Raw genomic sequence first — 22983 nt, 5'->3', positions numbered from 1 at the left:
CTCCTATGGACGGACGGATGGAGCGGAGGACTCCGCGACAGGCGCGGCGCCGGGGCGTGCGGGCGGGGAAAACAGCCGGCCCCACCTGCGCCGCCGCCGGACGACGGCACCGATGCGTACGTTGAGAGCGTCGTTGAGCCCGTCCCCCACGGCGTTGAGGCTGAACACCGCCAGGAAGATGGCCAGGCCGGGGAAGAAGCTGGGCCACCAGGCCTCGGTGATGTACTGCGAGCCGGTGGCGACCATCCCGCCCCAGGTCGGGGTCGGCGGCTGGGCGCCCAGGCCCAGGTACGACAGGGCGGACTCGGTGATGATGCCGACCGAGGCGCGCAGCGAGCCGTACACCAGCATGGTGCCGGCGATGCTGCGGGACACGTGGTTGACCAGGATGCTGAACGTCGAGCTGCCCGCCGCCCGGGCCGCCTCGATGAACTCCCGGTGCCGCAGCGCCAGCACCTCGCCGCGGGCCAGGCGGGCGAAGCCGGGGATGTTGACCACGGCGATGGCGATCGCCGCGTTGCGGATGTTCGGCCCTAGGGCGGCCACGATGGCCAGCGCCAGCACCAAAATCGGGAACGCCAGCAGCGCGTCGGCGATCCGCATGACGAGCGCGTCGAACCAGCCGCCGAGGTATCCACTGAGGACACCGACAGCCGCGCCGACCAACAGGGCGACGGTCAGGGCGGCACCGACGACGAGCAGCGAGACGCGGGCGCCGTACAGGGAGCGGCTGAGGATGTCGCGGCCGAGCTCGTCGGTGCCGAACAGGTGCGCACCGCTCGGCGGCTTGAGCACCTGGCCGACGTCGACCGCGTCCGGGCTGTACGGCGCGATCAGCGGAGCGAAGACGGCGACCACGACCAGCAGCGCGAGCACCACGGCCCCGGCGACCGCGAGCGGTGCGCTGCCGAACCGGCGCCCGATCAGCCGCAGATAGCTGTCCGCCCCGGTGGACCCGCGGCCGCTCACAGTGCCTCCTGGTTCGCTTGCTCGTGCGGCGCTGAAGGCGACGTCTTCCTCCGCCGGCCCGAAATCCCGACTTCGTCGGCGGGCCGGCTCCGTCCAGACGCCGCCGCGCCAACTCGCGCGCTCACAGCTGCACCCGCGGATCGAGGGCGGCGTAGAGCACGTCGGTCACCACGTTCACCGCCAGGACGGCGAGCACGATGACCAGGACGGCGCCCTGGATCACCGGGTAGTCCCGGGAAAAGATGCCGTTGACCAGCATGCGGCCCAGCCCGGGCAGGCCGAACACGGTCTCGGTGATGACGGCGCCGCCGAGCAGCGCGCCCGCCTGTAGGCCCACGACGGTGACGACCGGCATCAGGGCGTTGCGCAGCCCATGGCGCACCACCACCCGGCCGCGGCTCAGCCCTTTGGCTGTCGCGGTACGCATGTAGTCCTCCGACATCACGTTGAGCAGCGCGGCTCGGGTCTGCCGCAGTACCAGGGCGAGCAGGCCGACCGCGACAGTGAGCGTGGGCAGCACCATGTGGGTCAGGTTGTCGACCGGGTCGGTCGTGAACGCCGTGTAGCCGCTGGCTGGGAACCAGGGCAGCCCCAGTGACAGGCCGAGAACCAGCAGCAAGCCGAGCCAGAACCAGGGCATCGAGACGCCGACCAGGGCGAGCCCGCTGACCGCGGTGTCGATCCAGCCGGCACGGCGGGTCGCGGTCAGCGCACCGGCCGGGAGCCCGATCAGCAGGGCGACGAGGATGGCGAGCAGGGCCAGCTCCGCGGTCACCGGCACCGCGATGGCCAGCATCTCCCGCACGCTCTGCCCGCTGGTCAGCGACGTGCCCAGGTCGCCGCGGAGAAGCCGGCCGCACCAGCTGACGTACCGGACGAAGACGTTGTCGTCGAGGCCGAGCTGCTCGCGGATCCGGTCAACCTGCTCCTGCGAGGCGCCCTCCCCCGCCACTGAACGGGCGGCGTCGCCGGGGAGCAGGCTCGTCACGGCGAACACGACGAAGCTCATGATCACGACGACCGGCACGGTCTGGAGGAGGCGGCGACCCACGAACCTCAGCACGGTGGCCACCCCGTGCCCTGCTGCCGATCCATCGTGTCCCCTCCCACGAAGCGTGTTGTTGTGTTTAACGCAACGCTGTTGTGCAGGTTACAGCGAACATCGCAGGTGATCGGGCTGTCAAGCCCCTGTTGCGATCTTGTAACGCGGGGACGCCGAACACGGCTCCGCCGCCCCCGCGGGCGAGCGCCGGGCATGGCTCCGCCGCCCCTACGAGCGGGTGCCGCAGGGTCGTGTGTGACGCGCGGGTCAGGCCGCGCCAAGCTCCGCCGAGATCGCCGCCGCCGCCTCGCGCACGAGATCGCCCGCCCAGCTCAGGTCGCCGTTCATCCGGTACGCCGGGCCGGAGACGCTCACCGCGCCGACCGGGCGGCCGCCGGCTTCGGTGATGGCCGCGCCGACGCGGCTCACCTCGTCTTGCCGGCTGACCGTGGCCCAGCCGCGCGCGACAGCGAACTCGACCGCCTCGGCGAGCCGGTCCAGGTCGTACACCAGGTGGTCGTGGCTGGCGTCGAGGCGGCTCTCGGCCAGGACCTGAGCGTGCGACGACTCGGGGAACGCCGCGAGGATGGCCCGCCCCATGGCGGTGACGTGCAGCGGCAGCACGTTGCCGACGGCCGAGCGCACCCGGACGGCCCGGTCGGGCTCCAGGTGGTCGATGTAGACCACGGTCGCACCGTCGAGCACCGCCAGGTGGACGGTCTCCCGGCTCCGCTCGCGGAGCCGCTCCAGGTGCGGACGCGCCGCGGAGCGCAGGTCGAGCCGACCGATGAAGCCCTGCGAGAGGTTGAGCAGCTTGCCCGTGAGGACGTACCGTCGGTCGCCGGTGCGCTGCCGCACGTAGCCCCGGTCGCGGAGCGCGGCGACCAGCCGCCAGGCGGTGCCCTTGTCAAGGCCGCTGCCGCTGGCCAGCTCGGTGATGCTGACGCCGTCCGGCTCGCCGGCGATCAGCTCAAGCAGCGTCAGTCCGCGCGCAAGGGTCCGCACCGGGCTCGCGCCGGTCTCGGGCTCGACCTCGCTGTCGCGTACCGCCATGAATGACCGCCAATCCTCAGAGTGGATGTGTAAGTTGCACCCTACACAACCACCGCTTGTCCTGTGATACGCGATGGACTTATGCTGCGGCGGTCGGCTCCAGGATCGACGAAAGGCGCACCAGATGCCATACCCGTTCGCGGGCTCGCTGGCCGGCAAGGTCGTTGTCGTTACCGGCGCGGCGAGCGGCATCGGCGCCGCGGTCGCCGCCGCCGGTGCCGAAAGCGGCGCCCGGGTAATCGGCGTGGACACTCGCGCCCACCCGCTCGTGAGCGTCGTCGGCGACATCACCGATCGCGCCACCGTCGACCAGCTGACCAGCCACGTCGCGGGCGGTCCCGGCCGGGTCGACTACTTCGTCAGCAACGCGGGCATCGACCCGCGGGCCGCCCTCGGCGACCTCGACCACGCACTGTGGAGCCGGGTCATGGACGTCAACGTCTGGGCCGGCGTCGAGATCCTACGGGCGCTGCTGCCGTACCTCGGCCCCGGAGCGTCCGTCGTCACCGTCTCCTCGATCCGGGCCCGGCTGGGCTTCACCGGCGACGCCGCGTACCACGCGTCCAAGGGGGCGATCGAGTCGCTCACCCGAGCCCTCGCCGTCGAACTCGCCCCACTCGAGATACGGGTCAACGCCGTCGCGCCCGGCGCCATCCGCACCAGCATGAACGCGGCCAGCCTCGACATGCCCGAGGTCGCCGGCCGACTCGCCGACCGCATCCCGCAGCGCCGCGTGGGGCAGCCAGAGGAGGTGGCCGCCGCGATCCTCTTCCTGGCAAGCGACGCTGCCAGCTACATCACCGGCACCGTCCTCCCCGTCGACGGTGGGTACCTCATCCAGGGGTGACCGGTCATCTCACGTGTTCGGGCCTGCGTCATGCCAGCCCTGAGGGGTGGGTGCCGCAAGGCGGTCTTCCTGGATATGCAAAACCACTCGACGTCCAGCCGCAGGCGCACCTGCGGCAGTACCGACTCACACACGACGATGGCCGCAGGTTCCGCGTCCACGGCGCGACCACGGTCCCCGAAGCAGGCTAGCGCGGGGCCATGCGTACCGCGCCGTCCAAGCGGACGACGCCGCCGTTGCTTGTCCACGCCCGGCGCGCTCGTGAGGGCGGTGATCTGGTCGACGTAGGTGTTCAGGACGCGGTCCAGGGCAGGGTCGCGGACGGCGTCGTCGAGCACACCCTGGCCGTACTCGGCGCGTATCTCGTCGATGGTCTGCATCGGGCGGCCGTCCGCCCGGGTGAGCCCCGCCTTGCCCCGCCGGATCCTGCGGGCGGCCAACAGCAGAGCGAGCCGGCCTAGTCGGCCCTGCCGGGCTCCGATGTGGTTGTCCCAGTGCACCGCTACGAACCCCACCATCCCAGCGACACCCAACAGTCGCCGGTGTCGATCAGCGTGACGCCGGCCGCCAGCGCGGCATGCACAGCGCCGATGCTCTCCGCGCGGTCGGCCGCGCCGTAGACACCGGACATGCCCATCGCGCCCAGGCCCAACCCGGAAACGGCTAGGCCGGTCTTGCCCAGGGTTCGCGTCTGCATCGAGTTCTCCCTCGTGGTCGGTCTGTGACCCACCTTGCGCTCGCGCAGTCCCGAGAACACGATCCCGCGCCAATACACCGAATCCCACCCGATCAGGTGCAGGGCCGGTCGGCGCAGTCCGGACAGCAGCGCCCCGACCGCATAGACCAAGGCGAGCGCGCTGGTGAACCCGGCGATGAGGCGCAACCCCTGACCAGACCGTGACGTCTCGCGTGAGCGGCATCAGCGCGAGAGAAGCAGCCACGCCGACTCCGTTGCTGGCGGCCAGCGCTGCGGCTCCCTGGAGCGCTATGACCCAAGGGGGGGCGGGTCCAAGGAGTCGGCGTTCGGCCGAAGCGCGTTCGAGGGGTGAGAGTCACGAAAGGGTCCTTTCTGAAAGTCGCTGGCACGGTGCGGCCAGATCGGGCGGCGGCATCTTCGGCGCTCGGTATCGCCACGGAGACCTTTCGCGGTCCATGGGTGGCCTCAGCAGGGTGGAAGTTGGACATCGGTGGATCGCCCGAGGAGAGCCAAGGTGGCGAGGTCGTCATCACCTGTTCGGTGTGCCAGCCCTACTCCGACGCCGACGCGATCGGCACGTACCGGGCCGACCTCGTGAAGCGGTTCAACGAGGCCAACGCCGGACGCTACCAGGTGAAGGCCATACCCAACATCGACGAGAACACCCCCGAGGGGGTACAGCAGCTCTCCCGCCTGGCCCTCGTCGACGACCTGCCCGACCTGTTCTTCCTCGGCGAACTCCATCTGGTCCCGCTGGACGAGTCGGCCGGGCTCATGGACTTCCGTCCACGGTTCGAGGCCGACACGACGTTCCGGGACACGTTCTTCCCCGAGATGCTGCGGTCTCCGCGCGGGCTCGACCGGTTGCTGGCGGTCCCCGACGGCCGCAACGTGCTGGGCGTCTTCTGGAACGAACAGATCCTGGCCGAGGCCGGAGTCGCGCGGCCACCGACCTCGTACCCGGAGCTGTTGCAGGCGGCCGCGGCCATCCGCGCCGCCGGCAAGATCCCGCTGGCCATGGACGGCCTGTTCGTGACGCTCAACTGGCTCGCGCACCTGATCGGCACGCAGCCCGGCGGAGCCGACTACCTCGGCTCCGGCGACCTGCTCGCAGGCGGGCTGGAGAACAACCCGCTCTGGGTCACGGCCGTCGAGCGGCTCAAGGAGCTGCACACCAGTGGCTTCGTCAACGAGGACGCGTTCACCGGCCAGTTCGACCGGGCCTCCCAGCCGTTCCTGTCCGGCGACGCCGCCGCGATGGCGAACGGACCCTGGTACGCGCCGGTCATCTCGTCCGAGACCGCGGAGCCAGGCCTCGCCGAGGCGGTGACGTACGGGCCCGCCCCGGGCAACGGCGTCGCCATCTCCGGCCGGGGGAGCGGCTGGGCGAGCGGCGCCCGGGAGGCGGCGAAGCAGGACGCGGTCTGGGCGTTCGTCAAGTTCGCGTACGCCTGGCCGGAGCAGGTGATCCGGTCGACCGCGACGGCCGCGTTCCCGCCCGTGCGCGGCGAGTTCGACACGGCCGACCGGGAGAAGCTCAACCCGCTCGCGCTCGAGCTCCACGAGGCGTCAGAGGCGGTCGCCAACGTCTACCCGCTGCTCGACAGCATGCCGCAGAGCATGTGGGACGAGTGGGACAACTACTGGCCGGCGTACGTGCAGGGGTCGATGGACACCAGGACGTTCCTCGCCCACTTCAACAAGTGAGCCCGCGCCAACCAATGAACCCGCTTCCACAGACGAGGCCGCGCCGGCGAATCCCGCGCCGACCGATGAGGACGGGCAACCGGCTCGCGGTCGCGCTCTCGGTGGCGCCCGGCGTGGCCCTGTTCGCCACGTTCTACGTGGTCGCCATCGGCCTGCTCGTCGGGACCGCCTTTACCGACTGGTCGGTGCGCGACACGCGGTTCGTCGGCCTGGACAACTTCGCGCAGATCGCACAGGACCCTCGGTTCTGGATCGCCGTCCGCAACACCCTACGCCGACGTCTTCACCGGCGACCCGCGCTGGCAGCAGCTGGCCACACCAGACGGCGCCACCTTCGCCTGGGACGACTCGTCCACGTACCTGCGCCGACCGCCCTACATCGAAGCGCTGGCCGCCGAACCGCCACCGCTGGCCGACATCAGCGGCGCGCGGGTCCTGGTCAAGCTCGGCGACTCGGTCACCACCGACCACATCTCGCCCGCCGGCGCCATCCCGCCGCACACGCCCGCCGGACGGCATCTGCTCGGCCTGGGCGTGCCCCGCGCGGATCTGAACACGTACGCCTCCCGCCGCGGCAACCACGAGGTCATGATGCGCGGCACCTTCGCGAACGTGCGACTGCGCAACCAGCTCGCCCCGGACACCGAAGGCGGATTCACCATCCACGATGGACGGGTCACACCGGTCTACGACGCGGCGATGGCGTGCCGGGCCGCAGGCGTACCACTGCTCGTGCTGGCCGGCAAGGACTACGGCGCGGGCTCCTCGCGTGACTGGGCGGCCAAGGGCCCGGCCCTGCTCGGCGTCCGCGCCGTCCTCGCCGAGTCGTTCGAACGCATCCACCGCTCGAACCTCGTCGGCATGGGCATCCTGCCCCTGCAGTTCCTGCCCGGCGACAGCGCCGAGTCGCTCGGCCTCAGCGGACACGAGACCTTCACGGTCACCGGGCTGACCGGCGCCGTCCCCGGCATGGTCACCGTCCACGCCGGACACGCGACGTTCCGGGCCACGGCACGCCTCGACACGCCACGCGAGGCCGACTACTACCGGCACGGCGGAATCATGCCGTACGTCGTACGCAACACCCTCCACACCCGCTAGGTAGTCCACACGTGGTACCGACCACCATCCGGCCGCCTGAATCAGTGACTGGCAGACCTGGATGACGACGACGTCGATCCGGGTGACCGTCTTGTCGTCGCCGAGGATAAGGCAGAACTCCAGCTTGCCGTTGTCGGCCTGGATGGTCTCGGCGTCGACGATCGTGTTGCCGGCCTAAGCGCCTGGCCAGAGGTTTTGTCTCTAACCCGCCAAAGTCAAGGTGGGTCCACATAGGAAAGACCTCGTCGGGGTTTGATCGAGTTACCACACAAGATCCCCGACGAGGTCACCGCCAGTATGCGCCCCGCGCACGTGTACGCCAACCCAACCGACGACCGGCCCCGCCCCTGGCCGGCCCCGGCTGGGGCAGCCCACGCATCGGCCAGCGCATCCGGACCCGGGTACGGCGCTTTCCGGAGGGCAAGCCTCTGCCTGGCGCGCTGGAGTCAGCCGAGGGTGACCTCGGTCCAGTCGAGGCCGTCGAGGTTGACCACTATCGCCTCCTGGGTGGTGCGGGCGATCACGACGACGGCCTCGGTGTCGGGGTCGGGGTTCTCCTCGCGATGCGGTACGTACGGTGGCACGAACACGTAGTCGCCCGGCCCGGTCTGGATGCGGGTCTCCACCGGCTCGTCGCCCTCCACGTCAAGGAAGACGAAGGCGGGCGTGCCCGATACCACGAAGATGGCGGTCTCGGAGGCGCCGTGATGGTGGTTGCCGGAGCTGGTGGCGCCCGGCACGTGGGTCTGGCCCATCCAGAGGTGGCGGGCACCGACGGTCTTGCCGCTGATCGCCTCCCGCCGCTTCATCCCCGAGGTCTGCGAGGTCTGGTCGACGAGCCCGGACGGCGCGACCCGGTGCAGCCGCCGGTGAAACGGGTCGATGTCCGCCGGCAGGACGACCCCGCTGGGGGTACGGAATGCGGGAACGTGCAGTGGAGGCATCAGGCGGCTCCTAGCAGGCGGGTCAACGAGGCGGCGGCGCCGGACGCGAGATCGGCGGGGAGGCCCCGGCGCGGGGTCACGGACAGCGGCAGCGGCTTGGCGGAGGGGAGGTCGTCGCGGGCGATCAGGCCCTCGGGGCTCTTGCCGAGCGTGGCCATCAGGGCGATGCCGAGGCCGGCGCGCACGGCCGCCTGCACGCCCGCGAGGTGCGCGGCCTCGCAACCCACCTCGGCCGGCACGCCGTGCTCGGCGAGGGTCTCCAGGGCCAGGGTGCGTAGCGCGCAGGGCGCGTCGAACGCCACGAGCGGGAGGGGCTCGCCGTGCTCGGGCGGCGTCCAGTGGGGCGCCGAGTACCAGGTCAGCTCCAGCTCGCCGACGGTGCGCGCGTCGGGCTCCTCGGGCGGGCCGAGCAGCAGCGCGAGGTCGATGCGGCCGTCGGCCAGCCGGGCACGCAGCTGAGCGCCACGGTCGATCCGGAACCGGACCCGGCAGTGCGCGAACGTGTCGCTGAGCGAGGCGGCCAGCTCGGGCAGCAGCTGGGCGGCGGCGTGCTCGGTCGACCCGATGACCAGCGTGCGGCCCGGCTCGACGCCGAACTCGCGCAGGGTCTCGTCGTGCAGGCCGAGGATCCGCCGTGCGTGGCCCAGGAGTGCCTCGCCGTCGGCGGTGAACCGGGAGCCGCGCCCCTGCCGCTCGACGAGCGTGCGGCCCAGCGCCTCCTCCAGCCGGCGCACATGCTGGCTCACCGCCCCCTGGGTCAGGTGCAGGGAGGTGGCCGCGCGCTGGAAACCGCCGCAGTCCGCGACGGCCACGAAGCTCCGGAGCGGAACGATGCCGAGATTCCTGGTCATGCCTATCAGTTTACTAGGAAATCCATCACCTGTGGTAATGGATGCTCATCACGATCTTTCGTTGGACGCCGCGCGGGACGGCCACACATACTCGGGTACATGAGCCAGCGCCCCGCAGCGACGCTAACCAGCCGCCGCTGGCTCGACCAAGGCCGCATCGCCGCGACCCTCTGTCGCTGACGGCTTCCGCCTCGTTCCCCGCCTGAGCGCGGGACTCTTGCGTACCCTCGTCGATCACGAAGGGCGGCGTTGCCGTGACCAACCGTAGACAACTCAAGCTGGGCGCCGTCCTCCTCGGGGTGGGCGGGCCCGGCCAGCACAACACCTGGCTCGACCCGGAGATACCCGGCGACGCGAGCGTGGACATCCGCTGGTACATCGCCCGCGCCCAGGAGGCCGAGGCCGCGAAGTTCGACCACGTCTTCATCGTGGACAGCCAGTTCATTACGCCGAACTCGCCGAATCACTACCTCAACCGGCTCGAGCCGCTGACGCTGCTCTCCGCCGTCGCCGTGCACACCACGCACATCGGGCTGGTCGGCACGCTCACCACGTCGTACAACGACCCGTTCAACGTGGCCCGTCGCCTGGCCTCGCTGGACCTGATCAGCGGCGGCCGCGCCGGCTGGAACGTCGTGGCCACCGGCGACGGCGGGACGGCGGGCAACTACGGCCGGGCCGAGCATTACGACTACGCCACCCGGTACGGCCGCGCGCTGGAGCACGTGCTGGTCGTGCAGGGGCTGTGGGACTCCTACGAGGACGACGCCTTCCCGCGCGACAAGGAGCGCGGTGTCTTCTTCGATCCCTCCAAGCAGCACCCGCTCAACCACGTCGGCGAGCACTTCTCCGTCGTCGGGCCGCTCAACATCCAGCGCTCACCGCAGGGGCGGCCGGTCATCTTCCAGGCCGGCGACTCCGACGAGGGGCGCGACCTTGGCGCGAGCATCGCCGAGGCGATCTTCACGCACGCGCAGACGATCGAGCAGGGCCAGGCGTTCGCGAACGACATCCGGGCCCGCGCGGCGGCCAAGGGGCGCGACCCGGAGAACGTGCTCATCGTTCCCGGGATCAGCCTGGTCATCGCGGACACCGACGCGAAGGCGCGGGACAAGGAGCGCGCGCTGCGCGGCAGCAAGGACTTCGACCGAGCGCTGCGAGAGCTCGGCCGCCCGTTCGGGTGGCACGACTTCACCCGGTACGACCTCGACGCGCCGTTCCCGGACGTCGGCGACGCCGGCGACCGCAGCTTCCGCACCCAGGCCGAGCGGATAAAGAAGCTGGCCCGCGACAACGGGTACACGCTGCGCCAGGTGGTCCAGCACACGCTCGACTCGTGGCGGTCGCCGTTCGTCGGCTCGCCGCTCACGGTGGCGAACGAGATCCAGCGGTGGTTCGAGGCCGGCGCGTTCGACGGCGTCAACGTCACCGTCAACGCGCCCAGCGAGTTCGCCCGCTTCACCGACGGCGTGCTGCCGATCCTGCGCGAGCGCGGGGTGGTGCGCCGCGAGTACGAGGCATCCACCCTCCGCGGCAACCTCGGCCTGCCCGTCCCGGAGAACGCGCACACCGCCAAGCGCCTGATCGGAGCGTCCCGATGAGACAGAAAGCGTTGGCCGTCCTCGCCGCCGCCGTTCTCGGACTTTCCGCCTGCGCGGGTGACGGTGGTGCCGGTGCCGCCGGCGAGTCCACCCTGCGGTGGGCGGTCACGCTGCCCGCGCACTGGGACCCGGTGGTCAGCGGCAGCGGCGCGCAGTTCCGCATCCTCTCGCTCGCGTACGCGTCGCTCACCGAGATCGACGAGCACGGCAAGGCGGTGCCGAACCTCGCGCAGAGCTGGGACTACAACGACAAGGGCGACCAGGTGACGTTCCACCTGCGGCCGGGCCTGAGGTTTTCGGACGGCGAACCGCTGAACGCCGCCGCCGTCAAGGCCTACCTGGAACGGGCCAAGACGCAGGAGAACTCCGCCCTCGACGGCGACCTCACTTCGATCGAGTCGGTGACCGCGCAGGGCGACCTCGATGTGGTCATCCAGCTGACCCAGGTGGACCACCAGATCCCGCTGCTGCTCGGCGAGCGGGTCGCGCAGATCACCAGCCCGAAGGCGGCCCAGGACCCGGCCAAGCTGGACCAGTCGCCGGTCGGCGCCGGCCCGTTCGTCGTCACCGAGCTCGTGCCCGGCTCGCACGTCTACCTCAGGAAGAACCCGGACTACTGGGACGCCGCGAACATCCACATCGACCGGGTCGAGCTCCAGACCGCGCCGGACGCGGCCACCGTCGTCTCCGGCCTCAAGACCGGCGTGTACGACTTCGCGAACCTCACCGCCAGCCAGGTCAAGGCGGCCGAGGCGGCCGGGCTCGACGTGGTGTTCCAGCCCGGCTTCAACGCCTCGAACATCAGCATCAACGTCAACAAGGCGCCGTTCACCAACCCCAAGGTGGTCGACGCCGTGCGCTACGCGACGAACCGCCAGGAGTTCGTCGACAAGGTCACCTTCGGGTACGGGAAGGCGACCGACCAGCCGTTCCCGCCCGAGTACCTCGCCTACGACCAGCGGTCCGCCAACAGGTACCCGTACGACCCGGAGAAGGCCAGGTCGCTGCTCGCCGAGGCCGGGTACGCGCCCGGTCAGCTCAAGCTCGACCTGGTCATCGCCGGGCAGACGTACGCGACCGCCTCGGAGATCGTCCAGTCGCAGCTGAACGCGGTCGGCTTCGACATCACCATCAAGGTGGACCCGAACTGGGAGAAGCCGTTCTTCGCCAAGGACCTGGCGCTGTCGCTGTACGGTACGACCGGGCGCGAGTCGCCCGTGCAGACGCTGACCGCCCATTTCGGACCGAACGGCCCGCTCAACCTCAGCACGCCGTACCAGCCGGAGGGTTTCGAGAAGGCGGTCTCGCTGGCCCGCGGCACGCCGCTGGACTCGCCGGACTATGCGAAGAACCTGCAGGCCGCCACCCGCGCCGGGCTGGAGAGCCGGGCGCTGGTGTTCACGTACTCGCAGCCGAACATCTTCGTGAAGAGCAGGAAAGTCTCCGCGATAACTCCGATCCCAGGCCAGATCCACTGGACCGGCCTGAAGGTCGAGCCGTGAGAAAGGCGCTCTCCATCCTCGCCCGCTCGGTCGCGATCTTCGTACCGGTCTTCCTGGTCGCCACGTTCGTGACGTTCGCGCTACGGGCGCTGAGCGGGCTGAGCCCGGCGAGCCTGCAGCTGGGCGAGTCGGCCACGCCGGAGGCGATCGCGCAGATCGAGCACCAGTGGGGGCTGGACCGACCGTTCCTGACCCAGTACTTCGACTGGTTCGGCGACATGCTCTCCGGCGACCTGGGCAAGAGCTGGTACAACGGTGCGGACATCTCCCGGCTGCTGGTAGAGGGTGCGGCCATTAGCCTCTCGGTGGCCGGGCTGGCGCTGGTGATCGGCGTGGTGTTCGGGTTCGGCTTCGGTGTCCTCGCGGCGCTGCGCCGGACCACCTGGGTGGACCGCGCCATCACGGGGTTCACGACGTTCATCTCGGTCATGCCGTCGTTCGTCGTCGGCATCGTGCTCGTCGGCGTCTTCGCGGTCGGGCTCGGGTGGTTCCCCTCCGCCGGGTACGCACCGGCGGACCGGGGGGTCGGCGTGTGGCTCGCGCACATCACGCTGCCGGCGATCGCGCTCAGCTTCGACACCGTCTCCGACGTGGCCCGGCAGCTACGGGCCGGGCTCGTCGCCGCGTACCGGGAGAACTACGTGACCGGCGCGGTCGTGCGCGGCCTCAGCCCGCGCCGGGTCTTCTTCCGGCACGTGCTGCGCAACGGCGTCGGGCCGGCGCTGGCCGTCCTCGGCCTCAAGTTTCCCAACCTGCTCGGTGGCGCCGTCGTCACCGAGGCGATATTCGGGATGCCGGGCTTCGGGCAGTTCGCGGCGAACTCGGCACAGCGCGGCGACGTACCCGCCGTGCAGGGCGTGCTGGTCGTCTCGATCGTGCTGGTCGTGGTATTCAACCTGCTGGTCAACCTCGTCCTCGCCCGGGTGGCGCCAGCGTCCGCGAGAGGAGTGTGACGTGATCCGCCGCGTACTGAGGCTCACCAGCGGCCGCATCGCCATCGGCATCCTCGGCTTCATCGCGTTCCTGGCGGTCTTCGGCCCGATCCTGGCGCCGCAGGACCCGCTCGAAGGCACCACCGACATCCTCGCCAACCCGTCGAGCGCGCACCTGCTCGGCACCGACTACCTCGGCCGCGACGTGCTCAGCCGGCTGCTCGACGGCTCCCGGGTGAGCGTACTGGGCGCCGTGCAGGTGGCGCTCATCGCGCTCGTCGTCGGCGTGGTGCCGGGCATCCTGTCCGTCTACTTCGGACGTGCCTTCGAGTGGGTGACACTGCGGCTGGCGGACACGCTCGTCGCGCTGCCGTTCCTCGTCTTCGCCGTCGCGGTCACCGCTCTGCTCGGCAACGGCATCCCGCAGGCGATGTTCGTGGTCGGCATCATGGTCTCCCCGCTGTTCTACCGGGTGGCCCGGGCCGCCACGCTGTCGGTGGCCCGCTCCCAGTACGTCGAGGCGGCGATCGTCGCCGGCGCCTCAGTCGGCTGGGTGGTGCGCAAGCACGTGTGGGTCAAGGTGCTCCCACCCATCGCGGTGGCGCTGGCCAACACCACCGGCGTCGGCTTCGTCATCGTGTCCAGCCTGACCTTCCTCGGCATCGGCGTGCAGCCACCGGCGCCCACCTGGGGCGGCGTGCTCGCCTCCGAGCTGGGCTACCTGAGCTTCCAGCCGTGGGCGCCGCTGGCGCCGACCGCGCTCATCATGGCCACGGTCTGGGCCTGCAACCTGCTCGCCGACGCCATCCGCGACGTCACCGGCCAGGCCGGGCGGGCACTGCTCAACACGAGGAAGGTGGCCGATGGCTCTGCTGTCACTGCGTGACGTACGGATCCACGACGGCGTCGGCCGGCGGGATCTCGTGCACGGCGTCTCGTTCGCGCTGACGCCCGGAAAGGCGGTCGGCATCGTGGGGGAGTCCGGCAGCGGCAAGACCCTCACCTGCCAGGCGGTGCTGGGCATCCTGCCGGAGCACTTCGCGGTCTCCGGCGGCCAGATCGAGATCGAGGGCCGCGACGTCTCCACGCTCACCCAGAAGGAGTGGACCGCGGTGCGTGGCACCACGATCGGCGCTGTGTTCCAGGACCCGGCCTCGTACCTCAACCCGTCGCTCAAGGTCGGCACGCAGGTCGCCGAGGTCGTGCGAGTCAAGAAGGGACTCGGCCGGCGGGACGCCAGACAGCGGGCGATCGAGCTGCTCGGCGCGGTGCGGCTGCGTGACCCGGAGCGGGTCTACCGGCAGTATCCGCACGAGCTGTCCGGCGGCATGCTCCAGCGGGTCCTCATCGCCGCCGCGATCGCCGCCGACCCGAAGGTGCTCATCGCCGACGAGGCCACGACCGCCCTGGACGTGACCGTGCAGGCGGAGATCCTCGACCTGCTCGCCGACCTGCGCGAGCGGACCGGCCTGGCGCTCGTCGTGGTCTCGCACGACCTCGCCGTCGTCGCCCAGCTCTGCGACGAGGTCCTGGTGCTGCGGGCCGGCGAGACCGTCGAGCAGGGACCGGTGGAGCGGATCCTCTACGAGCCGCGGCACGAGTACACGAAGCTGCTCATCGCCGAGCACGAGCAGTACGGCCTGGACCGGTTCACGGAGGAGAAGGAGCTGGACCATGTCGCTTGAAGTGTCCAACCTGGACGTCCACTACGGACGCACCCACGCCCTGCGCGGCGCCTCACTCTCGGTCGCGGCCGGCGAGACCGTCGGCCTCATCGGCGAGACCGGGTCGGGCAAGTCCACACTGGCCCGAGCCGTCGTCGGCCTGGTCCGCCCCTCCGCCGGCCGGGTCACCGTCGCAGGCGAGGACGTGACCGGCTACCGCGGCCGGCGGTGGCGGGCCCTGCGCCGCCGCGGCCTCGTGCAGTACGTCTTCCAGGACCCGCTGCGCAGCCTCGACCCCGACCTCACCGTCGAGGAGTCCATCGTGGAGCCGCTGCTGATCCAGGGCCGGCCCCGGCGCGCGGCGGCCGAACGGGCCCGCGAGCTCGCCGCCCGGGTGCACCTCGACGAGGCGCTGCTGTCCCGGCTGCCCGGCGAGCTCTCCGGCGGCCAGCGCCAGCGCGTTACGGTCGCCCGCGCACTGATCACCGAGCCCCGGGTGGTCATCCTCGACGAGCCGGTGAGCGCGCTCGACGCGGCGACCCGGGTCCGCGCGCTGGAGTTCTTCAAACAGCTGCGCGCCTCCGGGACCGCGCTGCTGTTCATCTCGCACGACCTCGGCTCGGTCGCCGGGATCGCCGACCGCATCGCCGTGCTCTACCAGGGCGAAATCGTCGAGACCGGACCCGCCCGCACGATCGTCAACGCCGCGGAGCACCCGTACACCCGGCTGCTCGTCGGCTCCGCGCCGACCCTTCGCTCGGCCGCCGCCGACCGCGCCGAGCGCGAAGAGCTTCGCGCGTTGCTGCAGACCATCGGAGGACCAGCATGACCCGCCAGATCCGGCTCGCGCTGCGGGCGTACGGCGTCGGGGGACCCGGCCAGCACAGCCTGTGGAAGGACCCGCGCGTCCCGAAGAACGCCAGCATCGACATCGACTGGTACATCGCGCAGTCGAAAGCGGCCGAGCACGCGAAGTTCGACGCGCTGTTCATCGTGGACAGCCAGTTCATCGACGCCACCTACCCGCCGCACTACCTCAACCGGCTCGAACCGCTGACACTGCTGTCGGCCGTGGCGGTCCACACTCGACACATCGGGCTGGTCGGCACGCTCAGCTCGACGTACAACTCGCCGTTCAACGTGGCACGCCGCTTCGCCTCGCTCGACCACATCAGCCGCGGCCGCGCCGGCTGGAACGTGGTCACCAGCCTCGACTCCGGCACCTCCGGCAACTACGGCCTCGACGAGCACCTCGACTACGCCACCCGGTACGGCCGGGCACTGGAGCACGTGACCGTCGTACGTGGACTGTGGGACTCCTATGAGGACGACGCGTTTCCTGCCGACGTGGAGCGGGACGTCTTCCTCGACCCGGCCAAGCTGCACCCGCTCAACCACGTGGGCGAGCACTTCCGGGTCGCCGGGCCGCTCAACATCTCCCGCTCGCCGCAGGGCCAGCCGGTGATCTTCCAGGCCGGCGTCTCCGAGGAGGGGCGCAACCTGGCGGCACACGTCGCCGAGGGCATCTACGCGCCGGGCGGGTCGCTGCGATCGGCGCGCGACTACTACGCCGACATCAAACGCCGCACCGCCGCGATCGGCCGCGACCCCGAGCACGTCCTCATCTTCCTCGGCGCCCAGCCGGTGGTCGCCGGCACCGACGCCGAGGCGCACCGCCTGTCCCGCGAGATCTTCGACGCGGACAACGACTTCCCGCGCAAGCTCGCCCAGTTCGGCCGCTCCTTCGGCGCCTACGACTTCTCCCAGCACGACCTCGACGCGCCGTTCCCGGACGTGGCCGCGCTCGCCGAACGCAGCGGCCGCACCCGCGGCACCGAGATCGTCCGGCGGGCCCGCGAGGAGGGCTGGACGCTGCGCGAGACGGTCCTCGCGTTCACCGACTACCAGCCGTCCCCGTTCACCGGCGACCCACGCACGGTGGCGGACACCATCGCGAGCTGGTTCGCCGCCGGCGCGTTCGACGGCCTCAACCTGGGCTTCCGCACCCACGAGGACCTGGACCGGTTCGTCGCGGACGTGGTGCCGCTGCTCCAGGCGCGCGGGCTGTTCCGCACCGAGTACGAGGCGGACACGCTGCGCGGCAACCTCGGCCTGCCCGTACCGCGAAACCGCTGGACAATGGCGGAGGCACGGCGATGAGCCCCCACGACGTGGAGTTTCCGGTGGCCGCGCCGCCCGAGGAAGTCGCGGTGCTGGTCGTCGGCGGCGGACCGGTCGGCCTGTCCGCGGCGGTCGAGCTGGCCGGGCGGGGCGTGGACGTCGCCGTGGTCGACGCGGCGGTGCGGGCGACGCTGGTGCGGGCCGGCGCGATGGGCCACTCGCCCCGCGTCGTCGAGCACTTCCGCCGCTGGGGCGTGCTGCAGCGGGTGCGGGAGGCGTGGACGTTTCCACCGGAGTGGAACCATGGCATCCGCCTCGCCACCTCCCTGGTCGGGCACGACCTCGGTCCTCGGCCGCGGCGCGGCTTCGACGAGCTCGGCCCGCTCCGGCACTCGCTCCACCCGCCCATCCGCCGCCCGCAGACCGCGCTGCAGCAGGTCTTCCTGGACCACCTCGGCGAGCGCGGCGTTACCGTGGCCGGCGGGTGGCGGGTCGAGTCGTTGCGGGACACCGGCGACCGGGTCTTCACGACGGTGGTCTCGGGTGGCCAGACCCGGGTCATCCGCTCGGCCTACGTCATCGGCGCCGATGGCGGCGGCAGCACCGTTCGCCGGCTTACCGGCATCCCGCGCGAGGGCGGGTACGCGGAGGAGAAGATGTTCCGCCTCGTCGTGCGCACCGGCGACGTCTTCGAACGGACCGGTGCCGCGCCCAGCGGCACGAACATCGTCTTCAACCAGCGCGCGTCCGGCTTCCTCGCCGCGATCAGCCCGCGGGAGTGGCGGGTGTACGCCGGCCCGTACCCGCTGGACGCCGACCCGCGCGAAGACGAGTTCCTCGCCACCGCACGGGCCGCGTTCGGTTTCGACCTCGACCTCAAGCTTGCCTCCTCGACCACCTTCTACCAGGCGACGAGGATCGCGGCGACGTTTCGTAAAGGGCGCGTGCTGCTCGCCGGCGACGCCGCCCACGTGCGCACGCCGGGCGGCAACCTGGGCGAGGGCTTCGGCGATGTCGTCAACCTCGGCTGGAAGCTAGCCGCCGTCCTCAGCGGACACGGTGCGGACGCGCTGCTCGACTCGTACGACCAGGAACGGCGGCCGCACAACTGGCGGGTCGCCGACCACGCCCTCGACCGGGCCCGCCGGGCCCGGGAGCGGCTCGCCGAGATCCGCCGCGTCGGGGTGCCCGACGACGCCGACACCAGCGCCGAGGCGGAGGCCCGCCGCGAGGAGATCCGCCGGCTGCTGGCGGGGGAGCGGGGCGAGGCGCCGGGCGTGCTCTTCGACGAGCGCTACGACGCCTCGGACGCCATCTGGTACGAGGACGACCAGCTCACCAGCGAGCCGCCGTGGGATGCGGACCGGTACGAGGACGACCCGCGCCCAGGCCACCGTGCCCCCGACGGCTACGTCGACCCGTGGGGCGACACCCTCTACGACCGGGCCGGCAACGACCTCGCGCTCCTGGTACTCACCGGCGACCGCACGGTGGAACGCGCCTTCGCCTCCATCGCCGGCGAGCGAGGACTGCCGTTCACCGTCGTGCACCTGACCGACGAGGCGGCCCGCCGGGTGTACGGCGCCGGCAACGTTCTCGTCCGACCCGACCAGCACGTGGCCTGGCGCGGCACGGAGCTGCCGCCCGGCGGCGCCGCCGCGGCGGTGCTCGACCGCGTGCTCGGCCGCTCCGCGCCCACCCCCACCTCGACGGAAGGTGCCACCCATGACCTCGCACTACGGTGACTTTGCCGCGCCGGAAGGGCTCCGCGTCCGCGGCACCGTGCTGGTGGTCGCCGGCCGCGGCGAGACGCCGGCCAGCTACGGCCGGTTCGGCGCCCGCCTCGCCGCGGACGCCTACCGAGTACGCGTACTGCCCTTCGCGCCGTCCCACCTGGCCGAAAACCTCGCCGACGCGGTCGCCGGGATTCCCGACCTGGTACGCCCGCTGGCGCTGGCCGGTGCCGACGCCGCGGCCGCCGCGGTGGGCGCCCTCGTCGCCAAGCCCTGTCCCGGCGCCGCCTGGTGGCCCGACGCGGTGGTGCTGGCCGGCCTGCCGGGCTACGACGCACACCACACCGGCGGATGGGACGACGAGCTCGACGTCCGCACCCACTGCCCGGTGCACCGCGGCGTACTGACCGGCGACGTGTTCCTCCAACGTGGAGCTTTCGCCGAGACCGTGCCAGCGGCCCTGCTCGACGCCGCGTACGGCAGCACCGCCGAACAGCCGCATCTGCTGCTGGTCGGCGACGAGGACCCGCTGGTCAGCCGCGCCGACCTCGCCCGCCTGGTCAAGTCGCTGCCCGCGGTGCGACTCTCGGTCGTCCGTGGCGCGCACCACGACGTCCTCAACGACCTGCAGCACCGCTCGGTGGCCGCGGAAGTGGTGGCGTTCCTGGAAGCGCTGCGCGGCGGTACACCGATCACGCCGGTCGTCCACGTCGAGTCGAGCAGCTGGTGAGGGCCGTGAACGGGCTCGACGCGGACGCGTTCCGCACCCTGCTGCGCCGCCAGGCCGCCACCGTCACCGTGGTCACGGCGCCCGGCTCGCCGCCGGTCGGCTTCACCGCCACGTCGTTCACGTCGGTGTCGCTGCGTCCGCCGCTGGTCTCGTTCTGCCTGGACCGTGGCTCGTCCAGCTGGCCAACGCTGGAACGCGCCGGGCACGTGGGCGTACACCTGCTCGGCGAGGACCAGTACGAGGTGGCGAGGACGTTCGCGACGAGCGGCATCGACCGCTTCGCCGCGCACACCGGCTGGCGAGACGGCCCGCACGGCGTACCGCTGCTGGACTCAGCGGTCGCCTGGCTGCTGTGCCGCGTCACCGAACACGTGACGGCCGGCGACCACGCGATCGTGCTGGCCGAGCCGCTGCACGGCCAGCACACGCACAGCGCCGCCCCGCTGATCTACCACATGGGCCGGTACACGTCGTTGGCACCGCCCTCCGCAACGGTCGAGCGGCAGGCCGCGTGACCCGTGCAGCCTGGACGACGCCCGCTCGACGGTGCTGGCGCCGCTGTCGAATCCGGACCTGCGGATCGAGGTCGAGGCAATCGCCTACCTGGGTGCGTACCGTGGCCAGCTGCAGCTCGGCCGCGACGAGCCGCAGATGTTCGACCGCGCACGCCGCCGGCGACGCCGTAGCTGACGAATCCGGCCGCACGGTCGTTCCCTCGCGGTAGAGGTAGTCGATGGCGTTCTTCAGTACACCGGAGGTGGAGCGGTTGTACTCCGGGGTGACGAACACGTAGCCGTCGAACCGGTCGATCGTCCGCGACCAGCGGCGGTGTGGTCGCCCGTGTACCGTCCTGCGGAGGCCGGAATCGGCTCGTCCAGGTGCGGCAGTTTACGAGTTTGGCAAGGTATTGCGTTTCTGCCGAGTGCGGCGGGAGATCAGCATGAGTGCGGTGCCCGGCGCCGTGAGGAGGACGCCGGTCATGATCGTGTCGAGCAAGGGTTTGCCGGTGACGGGCAGCGCCCCGGGCGGACCGGGTGCGGGGGCGATCCGTGCGTTGGTGAATGTGCAGGTGATGTTGCCGTTCAGCGGGTCGGGCACGGTGAGTACACCGGTGGCGGCGTCCAGACGGCCTTGGTTGCAGGACATGGTGGTGGTGTATGCGCCGGTGTTGCCGGCGGTCTTGGCCTCGACCAGCTGGACCGTCTCGCCCGCGATCACCGCGATGACCACGGTCTCGGCCGAGGTGCCGGTACCGGTGTCGGGCACCTGAGCCACCGTGGAGCCGCTGCCACCCGGCACCGTACTGCTGCCGGTGGCGGTCAGGGTGGCGCTGTCACCGGCTGCCCCGTCTTGCCACGCCTTCGCCAGGGTCAGCTGTGCTGTGGCCTGTTGGGTGTTGGTGATGGTGCAGGTGATCGAGGCGCCGGCGATCGGGGTGATCGTGATGGAGCCGGTGAAGGTGGCGTTGACGGGCAGGTTGGGCTGCAGTGTCTCGAGGGTGGTTACCGCTCGTTCGCCGGGGGCGCGGACTGTGGCGTGTTGCCGTGTTGCCGGCTGACCCGGGACTTCGCGTCGTTCTGTCGGACCGGGTATCCGCGGGTGCGCGCCGAGCTGCGCGGAGGCTACCCCGTCACGCCCGGCCGGAGGGCCCAGCCGCGCACCCTGATCGGGTTTGAGTACGTCGTCGAGGAAGTCCAGGGACGCCTCGATCAAGCGGCCGCGTCCGGCGCACCCTGGAAGACGTGGCCGGCGCCCGGCACTGGGTAGAGATCGCAGCGTACGCCGTACGCGTGCAGCGCCGCGGCCAGGTGCTCGCTCTGGGAGTACGGGACACCCTGGTCGCCGCCCAGCGCCTGGGCGCCCGGGTCGTCCACCTTGCCGTGGAGCCCGTCGTTGCGGTGGGTCACGGTCTGGGCGACCGGCGCGTCGTGTGTGCGGAACGGGTCAGCGGCGGCGGGCTTTGAGTAGCAGGGCGATGCGGCGCGGACCCCGGTAGCCTCGGCGGTCACCGAGGATGGTCAGCGCTTCGCGGGCGAGACGGTGACGGCCGGCGCTGCTCGCGGGGTCATTGGCGATGGCGGCGAGTTGGTCGGCGGCCGAGCCGTTGGTGCTGATTTTGGCGAGCTGGTTGGCGGCCCAGCCGCTGACCAGGGGTTCGGAGGGGCGGGTGGCAGCCAGGCGAGCTGGATCGCGGCGTCGATCCGGTCGTAGGTGTTGGCGGTCTCGTCGGTGGCCATGGTGAGTAGGAGGTCAGCGCCCCGCGGGTTGTCCAGGCTGTGCAGCTCGCGAGCGGCGTACCGGCGGGTGACGGATGCGATGCGCGGATCGGCGACGGTTTCGGCGAGCCGGTCGCCGCCGCGCGGGTCACCCATGCGGCCGACCGCCGTCGCCGTCGTGTACTGCGGGCTCCACCAGCCGGGGCTGCGTGAGGTCTTGAGAGGCGTCTGGGCGGCCGTGTCGATCAGGCGGCGGTCGGTGACCACGCCGTCGGTCGTCAGCGTGGCGATGAACTTGCCACCGTCCGCGCCGCTGCGGCGGGCCACCTTGAGTAGCGCGCCGGTGAGGTCGGGCCGCCCCTGCCAGGCGGCGACGAGGAACGAGGCGAAGGACTCGTCGCGGGGTATGCGCCACCGGCTCGCCCGCCCTCCCCACGAGCTCGCCCACTCCCTCGCGCGCGCGTCCGGGTGCAGCCGCCAGTGGAACATGGCGCGGAACAGCTTGTCGCTGCGGCGGGGATCGGCGGCGAGGTGGGCCGCGGCGAGGAACTCGCCGACAGTCTGGTGGAAGAACGCGAAGTCGTCGCCGTGCTGCACCATCAGCCCGCCGCGCCGTAGCAGGTCCGCTATGGACGATCGCCAAATCCCATCGGGTACGTGCGCCGGGCGCAGCTGGCCGGTCCAGCGCGCCAGCAGGTCGATCGCCGGTGTGGTGTCGTCGGCGTGCCGGGCCGCCGCCAGGCGCCCGAGCAGCCCGTCGAACCAATCGGCGAGATGGGCGGCGGCGTCGACGGCGGAGTGGCCGTACCGTTCGAATCCCTTCTCCAGCTGGGGTGGATGCCGCCGTCGGCGGCGAACCGGCGCTCCCGAAGGAGGTCTACAAAGGACTGGTACACGCCGGCGCGCCCCTGGGGCAGGTCCCGCTCGGGGCGCAGGACGAACAGCTGGCACAGCATCGTGGCGATCAGCGGCGTGCGGGCCAACTCGGCGAGGGACGTATAGCGTACCGCCCGGGTGAAGCCGGCCGCGGACGCGGCCGGATCGGGCAGGCCAAGGGCGGCGAACCACCGCTCGGCGAAGCCGGTCAGCCCCGCCGCCAGCGGCAGCAGCTCGAACCGGGGCCACCCCGCCTTCGGCAGCTCACCGTCGGCCAGCGGCCGGGTGGCGACGACGAACCGATAGCGGTCGCCCGGGACCGCGGTGAGCTTGCGGACCACCGTGCGGCGCCGGTCGGCGTCGAGGACCTCGTCCAGGCCGTCGACGAGGACGAGCC

General features: G+C 71.4%; 24 protein-coding genes and 2 pseudogenes. 15 read left to right on the top strand and 11 right to left on the bottom strand.

The annotated features are described in order from the left end of the window. Positions 1 to 3: 3 nt before the first annotated feature. The 3 genes from RB614_RS36915 to RB614_RS36905 form a co-directional block, all read right to left on the bottom strand. On the bottom strand, positions 4 to 969 hold the full coding sequence (locus RB614_RS36915) for an ABC transporter permease (RefSeq protein WP_428983183.1): 966 nt from the start codon (positions 967 to 969) through the stop codon (positions 4 to 6). A gap of 121 nt (positions 970 to 1090) precedes the next feature. Next, positions 1091 to 2032, bottom strand: coding sequence for an ABC transporter permease (locus RB614_RS36910; RefSeq protein ID WP_308717345.1), 942 nt, complete (start codon positions 2030 to 2032; stop codon positions 1091 to 1093). Positions 2033 to 2278: 246 nt separating this feature from the next. Then, positions 2279 to 3064 carry an IclR family transcriptional regulator gene (locus tag RB614_RS36905; protein WP_308717344.1) on the bottom strand — a complete coding sequence of 262 codons (786 nt, stop codon included), beginning with the start codon at positions 3062 to 3064 and terminating at the stop codon, positions 2279 to 2281. 124 nt (positions 3065 to 3188) lie between these two features. On the opposite strand from RB614_RS36905, the gene RB614_RS36900 reads away from it, so the two are divergent. Continuing rightward, positions 3189 to 3911: an SDR family NAD(P)-dependent oxidoreductase gene (locus RB614_RS36900; RefSeq protein ID WP_308717343.1), complete on the top strand. Its 723-nt coding sequence runs from the start codon at positions 3189 to 3191 to the stop codon at positions 3909 to 3911. A 200-nt stretch (positions 3912 to 4111) separates the two neighbouring features. After that, positions 4112 to 4372: a hypothetical protein gene (locus RB614_RS36895; protein ID WP_308717342.1), complete on the top strand. Its 261-nt coding sequence runs from the start codon at positions 4112 to 4114 to the stop codon at positions 4370 to 4372. 41 nt (positions 4373 to 4413) lie between these two features. Here RB614_RS36895 and RB614_RS36890 read toward each other — a convergent pair whose 3' ends face one another. Next, positions 4414 to 4794: an aldo/keto reductase gene (locus tag RB614_RS36890; protein WP_308717341.1), complete on the bottom strand. Its 381-nt coding sequence runs from the start codon at positions 4792 to 4794 to the stop codon at positions 4414 to 4416. A gap of 294 nt (positions 4795 to 5088) precedes the next feature. Between RB614_RS36890 and RB614_RS36885 the strand changes: the two genes are divergently transcribed. Further along, on the top strand, positions 5089 to 6315 hold the full coding sequence (locus RB614_RS36885; protein WP_308717340.1) for an ABC transporter substrate-binding protein: 1227 nt from the start codon (positions 5089 to 5091) through the stop codon (positions 6313 to 6315). 270 nt (positions 6316 to 6585) lie between these two features. Continuing rightward, positions 6586 to 7416: pseudogene (acnA, locus tag RB614_RS36880) on the top strand (aconitate hydratase); the annotation flags it as partial. A gap of 446 nt (positions 7417 to 7862) precedes the next feature. On the opposite strand, the gene RB614_RS36875 reads toward acnA, so the two are convergent. Beyond that, the gene (locus RB614_RS36875; RefSeq protein ID WP_308717339.1) at positions 7863 to 8360 is read right to left on the bottom strand and encodes a cupin domain-containing protein; all 498 of its coding nucleotides are present in this window, start codon (positions 8358 to 8360) and stop codon (positions 7863 to 7865) included. Beyond that, on the bottom strand, positions 8360 to 9211 hold the full coding sequence (locus RB614_RS36870) for a LysR substrate-binding domain-containing protein (protein ID WP_308717338.1): 852 nt from the start codon (positions 9209 to 9211) through the stop codon (positions 8360 to 8362). Before RB614_RS36870 ends, RB614_RS36875 begins: the two co-directional genes overlap by 1 nt. A 254-nt stretch (positions 9212 to 9465) precedes the next feature. Here RB614_RS36870 and RB614_RS36865 point away from each other — a divergent pair, with 254 nt between their 5' ends. The 11 genes from RB614_RS36865 to RB614_RS44475 are packed head-to-tail and all read left to right on the top strand — an operon-like array spanning position 9466 to position 20184. Next, complete coding sequence (locus tag RB614_RS36865; protein ID WP_308717337.1) at positions 9466 to 10812, top strand: LLM class flavin-dependent oxidoreductase; 1347 nt, start codon at positions 9466 to 9468, stop codon at positions 10810 to 10812. Next, a complete protein-coding gene (locus RB614_RS36860; RefSeq protein ID WP_308717336.1) occupies positions 10809 to 12314 on the top strand; it encodes an ABC transporter substrate-binding protein in 1506 nt (501 codons plus the stop codon). Before RB614_RS36865 ends, RB614_RS36860 begins: the two co-directional genes overlap by 4 nt. Beyond that, a complete protein-coding gene (locus RB614_RS36855) occupies positions 12311 to 13267 on the top strand; it encodes an ABC transporter permease (RefSeq protein ID WP_308717335.1) in 957 nt (318 codons plus the stop codon). The genes RB614_RS36860 and RB614_RS36855 overlap by 4 nt, the downstream gene beginning before the upstream one ends. Position 13268: 1 nt before the next feature. Continuing rightward, positions 13269 to 14132, top strand: a complete 864-nt coding sequence (locus tag RB614_RS36850) for an ABC transporter permease (RefSeq protein ID WP_308717334.1) — start codon at positions 13269 to 13271, stop codon at positions 14130 to 14132. Beyond that, the gene (locus RB614_RS36845; protein ID WP_308717333.1) at positions 14110 to 14931 is read left to right on the top strand and encodes an ABC transporter ATP-binding protein; all 822 of its coding nucleotides are present in this window, start codon (positions 14110 to 14112) and stop codon (positions 14929 to 14931) included. The genes RB614_RS36850 and RB614_RS36845 overlap by 23 nt, the downstream gene beginning before the upstream one ends. After that, positions 14921 to 15739: an ABC transporter ATP-binding protein gene (locus tag RB614_RS36840; protein ID WP_308717332.1), complete on the top strand. Its 819-nt coding sequence runs from the start codon at positions 14921 to 14923 to the stop codon at positions 15737 to 15739. Before RB614_RS36845 ends, RB614_RS36840 begins: the two co-directional genes overlap by 11 nt. Beyond that, entirely contained in the window at positions 15736 to 17070 is a 1335-nt protein-coding gene (locus tag RB614_RS36835) for an NtaA/DmoA family FMN-dependent monooxygenase (RefSeq protein ID WP_308717331.1), read from the top strand. Before RB614_RS36840 ends, RB614_RS36835 begins: the two co-directional genes overlap by 4 nt. Then, positions 17067 to 18776: an FAD-dependent oxidoreductase gene (locus RB614_RS36830; RefSeq protein WP_308717330.1), complete on the top strand. Its 1710-nt coding sequence runs from the start codon at positions 17067 to 17069 to the stop codon at positions 18774 to 18776. Before RB614_RS36835 ends, RB614_RS36830 begins: the two co-directional genes overlap by 4 nt. Beyond that, positions 18757 to 19494, top strand: coding sequence for an alpha/beta fold hydrolase (locus RB614_RS36825; protein WP_308717329.1), 738 nt, complete (start codon positions 18757 to 18759; stop codon positions 19492 to 19494). Before RB614_RS36830 ends, RB614_RS36825 begins: the two co-directional genes overlap by 20 nt. After that, complete coding sequence (locus RB614_RS36820; RefSeq protein ID WP_308717328.1) at positions 19491 to 20009, top strand: flavin reductase family protein; 519 nt, start codon at positions 19491 to 19493, stop codon at positions 20007 to 20009. The genes RB614_RS36825 and RB614_RS36820 overlap by 4 nt, the downstream gene beginning before the upstream one ends. A gap of 31 nt (positions 20010 to 20040) precedes the next feature. Then, entirely contained in the window at positions 20041 to 20184 is a 144-nt protein-coding gene (locus RB614_RS44475) for a hypothetical protein (protein WP_428983185.1), read from the top strand. Here RB614_RS44475 and RB614_RS44470 read toward each other — a convergent pair. From RB614_RS44470 to RB614_RS36795, 5 genes and pseudogenes are all read right to left on the bottom strand, one after another. Next, positions 20155 to 20283: pseudogene (locus tag RB614_RS44470) on the bottom strand (NADPH-dependent FMN reductase); the annotation flags it as partial. The gene RB614_RS44475 and the pseudogene RB614_RS44470 overlap by 30 nt on opposite strands. A 99-nt stretch (positions 20284 to 20382) precedes the next feature. After that, on the bottom strand, positions 20383 to 21207 hold the full coding sequence (locus tag RB614_RS36810; protein ID WP_308717327.1) for a hypothetical protein: 825 nt from the start codon (positions 21205 to 21207) through the stop codon (positions 20383 to 20385). After that, entirely contained in the window at positions 21204 to 21503 is a 300-nt protein-coding gene (locus RB614_RS36805; RefSeq protein ID WP_308717326.1) for a hypothetical protein, read from the bottom strand. Before RB614_RS36805 ends, RB614_RS36810 begins: the two co-directional genes overlap by 4 nt. A 9-nt stretch (positions 21504 to 21512) precedes the next feature. Continuing rightward, on the bottom strand, positions 21513 to 22310 hold the full coding sequence (locus RB614_RS36800) for a hypothetical protein (RefSeq protein ID WP_308717325.1): 798 nt from the start codon (positions 22308 to 22310) through the stop codon (positions 21513 to 21515). 26 nt (positions 22311 to 22336) lie between these two features. Beyond that, positions 22337 to 22983 (bottom strand): NACHT domain-containing protein (locus RB614_RS36795; protein ID WP_308717324.1); only part of this gene is annotated, 647 nt, incomplete at its 5' end.

Origin of the sequence: Phytohabitans maris (assembly GCF_031085175.1) — a bacterium.
Lineage (GTDB): Bacteria > Actinomycetota > Actinomycetes > Mycobacteriales > Micromonosporaceae > Phytohabitans > Phytohabitans maris.
Note: the sequence above shows the minus strand (reverse complement) of the source record. Positions and strands in the feature narration are given on the sequence as shown.